The organism is Thermogemmatispora sp. (assembly GCF_019683635.1).
GTDB lineage: Bacteria > Chloroflexota > Ktedonobacteria > Ktedonobacterales > Ktedonobacteraceae > Thermogemmatispora.
Genome location: NZ_JADGIA010000051.1, coordinates 21,063 through 28,496, shown reverse-complemented (window position 1 = coordinate 28,496; position 7,434 = coordinate 21,063). Strand labels below are relative to the sequence as shown.

Annotated in this window: 5 protein-coding genes; all 5 read right to left on the bottom strand. The window is 62.5% G+C overall.

The window, feature by feature from the left end; all coding sequences use genetic code 11:
* Positions 1-122 precede the first annotated feature (122 nt).
* The 5 genes from dhaL to IRZ31_RS08075 all read right to left on the bottom strand — a co-directional run bounded on the left by dhaL (position 123) and on the right by IRZ31_RS08075 (position 7,367).
* Positions 123-752, bottom strand: a complete 630-nt coding sequence (gene dhaL / locus IRZ31_RS08095) for a dihydroxyacetone kinase subunit DhaL (RefSeq protein WP_297152157.1) — start codon at positions 750-752, stop codon at positions 123-125.
* Positions 753-1,077: 325 nt separating this feature from the next.
* Positions 1,078-2,079, bottom strand: a complete 1,002-nt coding sequence (dhaK, locus tag IRZ31_RS08090; protein WP_151729710.1) for a dihydroxyacetone kinase subunit DhaK — start codon at positions 2,077-2,079, stop codon at positions 1,078-1,080.
* A gap of 417 nt (positions 2,080-2,496) precedes the next feature.
* Entirely contained in the window at positions 2,497-4,659 is a 2,163-nt protein-coding gene (locus IRZ31_RS08085; protein ID WP_297152152.1) for a sigma 54-interacting transcriptional regulator, read from the bottom strand.
* A gap of 242 nt (positions 4,660-4,901) precedes the next feature.
* Positions 4,902-5,948, bottom strand: a complete 1,047-nt coding sequence (cydB, locus tag IRZ31_RS08080) for a cytochrome d ubiquinol oxidase subunit II (protein ID WP_297152149.1) — start codon at positions 5,946-5,948, stop codon at positions 4,902-4,904.
* Between the two features lie 24 nt (positions 5,949-5,972).
* Positions 5,973-7,367, bottom strand: coding sequence for a cytochrome ubiquinol oxidase subunit I (locus tag IRZ31_RS08075; protein ID WP_297152146.1), 1,395 nt, complete (start codon positions 7,365-7,367; stop codon positions 5,973-5,975).
* Positions 7,368-7,434 lie beyond the last annotated feature (67 nt).

Genomic DNA, 7,434 nt, shown 5'->3' with positions numbered 1-7,434 from the left:
CCTGTCCCCCTCCAGCCCGCCCCTGGCTCCCTCTTACGCAGAGAGACAGGTGGCTGGCAGATAGACAAGCAGGCAGACAAGCAGGCAAACAGCGATGCTCAAGCAGACGTGGAGGCTCTGGCTCAGTCAGCAACCTCGGCAAGCGTCTTCAGTAGCAGCCAGCTAGAGGTCGCGCCTGGGTCCTGATGCCCGATACTGCGCTCGCCCAGGTAGCTGGCTCTGCCCTTGGTAGCCAGCATGGGGATCGTAGCCTTCATGCCCTCCTCAGCGGCTTCAGCGGCGCGGCGCAGCAGCACGGCCAGGCCCTCGTGCTGCTCCTGAGCCTTGCGGGCCGCCGCCAGCGCTGGCTCCAGTGCATCGACCATCGTCTTCTCACCGGTATGAGCCTTGCCGCGGGCCTTGATCCCATCCAGAGCCGCCTGCAGCATCTCGATAACGTCCGCTTCGTCCAGCTCATGCTTACCAGCGGTCACCATCCCGGCGCGCAGAAAGGCCGTTCCATAGAGCGGGCCGCTGGCGCCACCGACCGTCGAGACCAGGGTTGTCCCAACGGTTTTCAAGATGGAACCGATATCCATGCCGCTCAGTGAGGGTAGCTTGTCGAGAACGGCGCGGAAACCGCGATCCATGTTGACGCCATGATCAGCGTCGCCGATCGGAGCGTCAAGCTGGGTGAGATAATCACGCTGCTCGTGAAAAACCTGGGCCGCTTGCGTTATCCAGCGTAAGACATCCTCTGTTGTGATTGGCATAGCCTGCTCTCCTCCGTAGTGTTGGGGTGCGGGTGCGGGTCGCCTGACAGCGCGAGCGTCATTCACCAAATAGGATAATGGCGAGCGCGACGGACGCGTTGCCTGGTCCTCTGCCTGCTCTGCTTGACTCCAGTCCAGGCCGACGATGAGGTTAAGCCGCTGGCGACAGCGACAGAGTGAGGCGCAGAGCAGGGCAAAGGGTGGGCGCTAGCAAGTGACCCTTGCCCTGCTCTTGCCTGTCAGCTGCGCCAGGCCAGCCTGGACGGACGAACAAGTGAGGCAAGTCAGCGAACGAAGACAGGGCGACCGTCGGCTTCAGCCCGGCTCAGATCCCCCAGCGCAGGGCTGGAGTCAGCACAGGGGCATCCCAGTAGCGCAGCATCTCGTCATCGACGCGCAGCAGCGTAATGGAGCAGCCAGCCATCTCTAACGAGGTGATATAGCTGCCTACCAGGGAGCGGGCGATGGTGATGTTGCGCCCCTTGAGGATACGCGCCAGTTCGCGAGCGACGATGTATAGCTCGATCAAAGGCGTGCCCCCCATGCCATTGACAAAGGCCAGCACGCGCTCGCCGGCCTTCAGGCCGAGGTCCTCGATGATAGGATTGGCCAGCATCTCCACGATGTCGGCAGCCGGGGCCAGTTTGACACGGCGGCGCCCTGGCTCACCGTGGATGCCAATGCCGATCTCCATCTCATCCTCGCCCAGATCAAAGGTGGGCGTACCCTTGGCGGGAACTGTGCAGGAGGTCAGGGCCATGCCCATGCTGCGCCCCTGCTCGTTGACACGCTTGGCCAGGGCCGCTACCTGCTCCAGCGAGGCACCGCTCTCGGCCAGACCCCCCACGATCTTCTCCAGGAGTACGGTGACTCCGACGCCGCGCCGACCGGCGGTGTAGAGGCTGTCCTCGACGGCAACGTCATCGTTGGTGATGACGCTGGCGACTTCGATGCCTTCAGCTTGGGCCAGCTCCGCCGCCATTTCAAAGTTGAGGACGTCACCAGTGTAGTTCTTGATGATCTGGAAGACACCAGCTCCACCATTGACAGCTCGCATGGCCGCCAGAATCTGGTCGGGAACCGGCGAAGTGAAAATGGCACCAGGACAGGCTGCATCAAGCATGCCTCTCCCCACAAATCCCCCATGCATCGGCTCATGACCGCTGCCCCCTCCCGAGACAACGCCTACTTTGCCGCGCACCGGTGCGTCTGCCCGCACAATGATCTGATTCTCCAGATCAACGCGGATCAGCTCGGGATGCATGGCAGCCATGCCTTCTAGCGCTTCTTTGACGACCGTCTCTGGACTGTTGATGAGCTTCTTCATGCTGCCTCCTTTTCCCAGAAGTCGAGGGCCGCTCCATTGCCCTCCTCTGACCTCAAACAGCGGCTCTGCCCCCCTGCCTCACCCGCACTCCCTCTCACTCCAGAGCCGCCCGCCGGTCCACCATCGCCCACGGAGATCTTCCTCCGCCTCCGATGGCCTTGTTCAGCATATCAGCATATCCGCTCGGTCCGGCAGGCGCCCGCGCCCGCCTGCCCCCCGCTCGCTACAGATGAGAGCCTCTGGCTTTGCCTGTCTATTCCCTAAGACATGCAAGATTCGTGCCAGCCTCCCCTCGCGCAACGGGAGGCGCTTCCGGCAGGCCACCGCACACACACCTTCCCTTCGCCGCTTCCAAGATGGCGTTGCATCATTGCAACATCTTTCTGGCTCAGTTTCATTATTGAAACATACCCTGTTTCATGATGGCAACGCCTCACTCGGGCCAGAGGCCGGGAACGAGGAGGAGCTGGGAGTGGGGCGCAGGCCATAGCGCACCATCTTGCGCCACAGGGTCGTACGGCTAATGCCTAGCAGGCGCGCAGCTTCGCCCGGGTGCCCATGACAGTGCTCCAGCGCCTGCAGAATGGCGCTCGCCTCGGTCGAGCGACTGCGCTCCTTGAGCGGATGCAGCCCTGGCATGACTGGCTCCGCTTGCCAGCCATTCCCGTCTGCCTGATCCTGGTCCGACTGCTCCACAAGAGACGGCCCCGCGGAGGATGCAGAGGAGGCCGCGCTCGCCGGCTCCGTCTCGGCAGCCTGGCGGATCTCTGGCGGCAGGTCCTGCACAGTAATAGTATCGGAGCGCGCCAGATAGGTGAGGCGCTCCAGGAGGTTCTCTAGCTCGCGTACATTGCCTGGCCAGCTATAGCGCTCCATCAGGGCCAGCGCCTCCGGCGTGATGCCAAAGGAGCGGCCCAGGGTCCGACTCTGCCGCTGGAGAAAATGCTCAACCAGCAGGGGCAGATCCTCCAGGCGCTCGCGCAGGGACGGGATATGAATAGAGAGGACATTGAGGCGATAGTAGAGGTCGGAGCGGAAGGTTCCGCGCCGGACCTCTTCACGCAGGTCCTTATGAGTCGCTGCGATGATGCGCACGTCGATGGGGATGACGCGCTGCCCACCGATGCGCACGATAGTTCGTGTCTCAATGGCCCGCAGCAGGGTTGTCTGCAGGTCCAGGGGCATGTCGCCGATCTCATCGAGGAAGAGCGTACCGCCGTGCGCCTGCTCAAACTTGCCTGAGCGCCCCTGGCGGTCGGCACCGGTGAAGGAGCCCCCTTCGTAGCCGAAGAGTTCGGTGTTGATCAGCTCGCGTGGAATGGCGGCGCAGTTGATGGCGACGAAAGGGCCGTCGGCCCGGGGACTGTTGTTGTGGATGCTCTGAGCGAAGATTTCTTTGCCAACGCCAGTCTCGCCATGCAAGAGAACCGTGGAATTGCTATGCGAGGCCAGGCGTGCCAGGCGTAGGGCTTCTTGCAGCGGGGCGCTGCGCCCTACGACGTTGGCAAAGGTCAGGCGCGCCCGCGCTCCGGTCATTCTGTTCACCAGCTTCTGCACGCGCTCGATGCTGCGCAGGATGAGCACAAAGCCATCGGAGATCAGCGGCCCACCAGACGCACCGCCCACCGTCAGACGCCCAAGGGCCGGCTCGGGTTCGCCCGCCGTGAGCGCGATGGGCTTGAGCGAACAGAGGCAGGTCACCCGGCCCCGCGTCGTCTCAAAGACGATTTCTTCCTCGTTCAAGGGCTGCTGACAGGCGAGCGCTTGCTGGAGCAGGGCGGGCAACGGCAGTACGTCGCGCAGGCGTCGCCCCATCACGCGCGCTGGCACCAGTCCCAGCAAGGAGCCGGCGGGTCCGTTCATCTGGGAGATCACACCGTCGCGCCGTAGCAACAGGATGCCCTCCGGCAGGCTTTGCAGAATAATTTTCAGCTCGGCGAGCAGTTCGTTGGTGTTGCCGAGCCAGACCTGCATCTGAAGCTGACCGCTGATGACCTGGGCCGCGGCGGCCACCATCCCAAGGGTATGGGCATGGCTGCGCTCACAGGGACCAGCCACAGCCAGGACGCCGACCGCTTGCCCAAGGGGATCGTGCACCGGTGCAGCAGCGGTGTAGAGGGCGTGCAGGGCGGCACGGTAGTGCATGGCGCCCTCTAGCTGAATGGGAAAGGACTCCTGTAGGGCCAGGGCCAGGGCATTGGCCCCCTGTTGCTCTTCGCTCCACAGCGTCCCGACACGCATCCCTAACGGCTCAAGCCGGGTGCGCGCTTCAGGGTCGCCAATCAACTCAATGATGCGCGCTTCGGCATTGGCAAAGATGACCAGCGAGTCCGATCCTTCGATGAATTGATAGAGGTCCTCCATCGCTGGCCGAATGAGAGCCAGCAAGCGGCGCGAGAGCGGTTGCGAGGCCGTGGAACCGGGGTCAGGCGCTGGTGGCTGGCCATAGGGATCGAGGCCCAACGCCGCGCAGCGCCGCCAGGATTGCGCCAGAGCCGGCGGCAGGAGTTCCTCGTGCAAACGACCCTGCAGAACGAATTGCTCCCAGATCGCGCGGTAGTCTTGGGCGCTGCTGAGCATGTTCCCTCCATCTCCGGGCAGTTGTCGCTGCCGCTGTATTGCTCGCCTTCACCAGCCAGCGATCAGCTGGCAACAGAGCGAGCGACAGATAGGGCAGTCCGCAACTTCGGCTGGCCTGGATAGTACAGTATAGCACAGCGCTGGCCCCACCAGGGTTCTGCCCCAGCAAAGCCAGCGCCTTATACTCAGCCGCGCGACGGCCAATTGCTCTTTTGTCTTCGCCTCGCCCAACCAACCAGGGACTAGTAGCCGCCGTACTCGCCTTTCGCTGTCACCTTCCCCCAGAAGAGCCGGTAGGTAAAGACGAAGTAAATCACGGCGAGGAGAATGCCGATGAGCCACCAGACCAGGCCAACCGTCAGCCCGTAGGGGCTGCCAGAGGCGTTGTCAATGGTCAGGCTATGGGCCGGATTAACGGCGGGCAGCACATCGGGATAGAGGCCGAAAGCCGAGCTGGCCAGCATACCAGCGATGAAGGCGCAGGATGAGAAGAAGGCCGCCAGATCCCGATTGCGGAAGGCGAAATGGCCCACGCCCAGCAGACCGACGAAGGCCACCAGGGGGAAGATGGCCCCCCAGGGCCGGGCATTGAAGCTGGCGTAGATCTGCGGCTGCACAGCAAAGGTGGCGATCGTGCTCACCACAGTCAGCAGGATGGTAATCGGCCAGCTGATGCGCAGGATACGCCGCGCGCGCGCGTTGAGAACACCATCGGTCTTGCGCGCAATATAGGCGGCGCCGTGCATGGTCAGGGTGCTGGCGGCCATCAGGCCGATCAAGATGGTGTACCAGTCCAGGATGCCGGGCGTCTTGCTAAAGGGGTTGAAGTCGGTCCACAGCGGCTCAAAGAAGACGCCATGTTCATCCAGGGGCACGCCGCGGATCACGTTCGCCAGGGCGGCGCCGTAGAAGATGGCTAGCAGCGTGCTACCGATGAAGAACATGCCATCCCAGAAAGAAGCCCAGACAGGGCTGGGCACGCGCGAGCGCAGCTCGATGGAGACGCCACGCCACATCAGCAGCCAGAGCACAATACAGAGCGGCAGATAGAAGCCGCTGAAGCTGGAGGCGTAGAGCACCGGGAAGGTGAAGAAGAGGGTACCGCCAGCGGCGATAATCCAGACCTCGTTGCCGTCCCAGACCGGGCCAATAGCCCGCAGAATGAGGCGCCGCTCCTGGTCGGTGCGGGCGGCAATCAAGTGAATGATGCCGGCGCCCAGGTCGAAGCCGTCCAGCAGGACGTACATTGTCAACATAAAGGCGACAAGAATGAACCAGAGTGTTGCCATCAGCCTTGACCTCCCTCACTCAGCTCAACCTTCTGCCACCGTACCGGTGGCCAGGCCAGGCAGACCGCCCTCTTCCGCACCCTCGGCCTCCTCACCTTCGCCGCTCTCAGGCCCCTTGAGGGCTTCTGTGACCGAGAGCACCACATAGAGCAGACCGAGCAACAGGTACATGCCGGCAAAGCCGAGCAGGGTAAAGAGCACATTGCCCGCCGAAAGGTTGGCCGACGAGCCTTGCGCCGTGGGTAACAGCCCGTAGATGATCCACGGCTGGCGGCCCAACTCGGTCGTGAACCATCCTGCGGTATTGGCAATGATCGGGAACGGCGTCGCCAGCATCAAGATCCACAGCATCCAGCGCGTCGTGAAGAGACGCCGCTTCCAGAGCCAGAGCAGGCAGGCTACTCCCATGATCGGGATGAAGAAGGTGCCCAGGCCGACCATGATGTGATAGCTGTAGTAGAGGAGCTCGATCGAATCGGGGCGCTGATTCGGCGGAAAAGCGTCCAGACCCTTGACTACCGCCTCCCAACGGCGATAGGTCAGGAAGCTGAGCACTTTGGGCACAATCAGCGGGTTGTCAAGCTGGCCGGTCGCTGTATTGGGCTGACCGAGAATGACAATCCCGGCCCCCTGCTCGGTATGAAAGAGACCTTCGAAGGCCGCCAGCTTGGCCGGCTGGTATTTCGCCACCTGCTGGCCCTCCAGGTCGCCGCTGGGATAGAGCTGGATGACGCTGGCAATGAGGCCGACGATGACGCCCAGGGTCACAAAGATGCGCCCGTAGTCAACGTGGCTCCTGGCCAGCAGATAGTAGGCTCCCAGGCCGGCCATGATGAAGGCCCCGGTAATGACCGCCCCGCTCATGGTGTGCAGGTACTGGGGGAAGATCCAGGGATTGAGCAGCACCTCCCAGTAGTTGGAGATGTGCAGACGGTTGCCGGCAATGGTGTAGCCAACGGGGTGCTGCATCCAGGCATTGGAGGCCACAATGAAGGCCCCAGAGGCCCAGGTGCCCAACCAGACCATGACGGCTGCCAGCCAGTGCACTCTCTGCCCGAAAACCTTCTCGCCGAAGAGAAAGACGCCGAGAAAGGCCGACTCCAGGAAGAAGGCAAAGGCCCCCTCCATCGCCAGGGTCTGGGCAATGATGTCACCGGCGTAGGCGGAGAAGCGCGCCCAGTTGGTGCCAAACTGGAACTCCATCGGAATGCCGGTGACCACGCCCAGCACAAAGCTGGTGGCAAAAATCTTGGCCCAGAAGCGAGCGCTGATATTGTAGCGCTCGTCCTTCTTGATCAAGTAGAGCGTCTTTAAGAGCACGATCAAGAAGGCTAACCCCATCGTGATCTGGGGAAAGATATAGTGATAGCCTACGGTGAAGGCGAATTGTACGCGCGATAAGATGGTCGATAGGTCCATATGCAGACCAAACCTCCCACGAACTAACCGAAACGCCACCGCTGCGGCGCTGTGGCCTCCAACCAGG

Excerpts from the sequence above, each read along its gene's own strand:
- dhaL (WP_297152157.1), bottom strand. The coding sequence starts at position 752 with ATGCCAATCACAACAGAGGATGTCTTACGCTGGATAACGCAAGCGGCC.
- dhaK (WP_151729710.1), bottom strand. The coding sequence starts at position 2,079 with ATGAAGAAGCTCATCAACAGTCCAGAGACGGTCGTCAAAGAAGCGCTA.
- IRZ31_RS08085 (WP_297152152.1), bottom strand. The coding sequence starts at position 4,659 with ATGCTCAGCAGCGCCCAAGACTACCGCGCGATCTGGGAGCAATTCGTT.
- cydB (WP_297152149.1), bottom strand. The coding sequence starts at position 5,948 with ATGGCAACACTCTGGTTCATTCTTGTCGCCTTTATGTTGACAATGTAC.
- IRZ31_RS08075 (WP_297152146.1), bottom strand. The coding sequence starts at position 7,367 with ATGGACCTATCGACCATCTTATCGCGCGTACAATTCGCCTTCACCGTA.